Annotated in this window: 1 rRNA gene; it reads right to left on the bottom strand. The window is 51.8% G+C overall.

Annotated elements, in window-relative coordinates:
* Positions 1-54: 54 nt before the first annotated feature.
* A 16S ribosomal RNA gene (locus tag ACFI32_RS14790) occupies positions 55-975 on the bottom strand; the annotation flags it as partial.

The raw sequence follows: 975 nt of genomic DNA, 5'->3' as shown, positions 1-975 counted from the left end.
AGCTTAAACTAAAGAACAACTTGTTGTGAATTCTTGCTGACCGAATGCTGTCTATAAGGAGGTGATCCAGCCGCAGGTTCCCCTACGGCTACCTTGTTACGACTTCACCCCAGTCATCAACCACACCGTGGTGAACGCCCTCACTAAGTTAGGCTATCCACTTCTGGTGCAATCAACTCCCATGGTGTGACGGGCGGTGTGTACAAGGCCCGGGAACGTATTCACCGCGGCATTCTGATCCGCGATTACTAGCGATTCCTACTTCATGGAGTCGAGTTGCAGACTCCAATCTGGACTACGATAGGCTTTTTGAGATTCGCATCACATCGCTGTGTAGCTGCCCTCTGTACCTACCATTGTAGCACGTGTGTAGCCCTGGTCGTAAGGGCCATGATGACTTGACGTCGTCCCCGCCTTCCTCCAGTTTGTCACTGGCAGTATCCTTAGAGTTCCCGGCCTAACCGCTGGTAACTAAGGAAAAGGGTTGCGCTCGTTGCGGGACTTAACCCAACATCTCACGACACGAGCTGACGACAGCCATGCAGCACCTGTATTCTAATTCCCGAAGGCACTCCCGCATCTCTGCAGGATTCTAGATATGTCAAGACCAGGTAAGGTTCTTCGCGTTGCATCGAATTAAACCACATGCTCCACCGCTTGTGCGGGCCCCCGTCAATTCATTTGAGTTTTAACCTTGCGGCCGTACTCCCCAGGCGGTCTACTTATTGCGTTAGCTGCGTCACTAAGTCCTCAAGGGACCCAACGACTAGTAGACATCGTTTACGGCGTGGACTACCAGGGTATCTAATCCTGTTTGCTACCCACGCTTTCGAGCCTCAGTGTCAGTATGATGCCAGGAAGCTGCCTTCGCCATCGGTATTCCTCCAGATCTCTACGCATTTCACCGCTACACCTGGAATTCTACTTCCCTCTCACCTACTCTAGCCTAACAGTTTCAGATGCAGTTCCCAGGTT

This window comes from Psychrobacter sp. PSi21, assembly GCF_054960615.1.
This window is presented reverse-complemented; position numbering and strand designations above follow the sequence as displayed.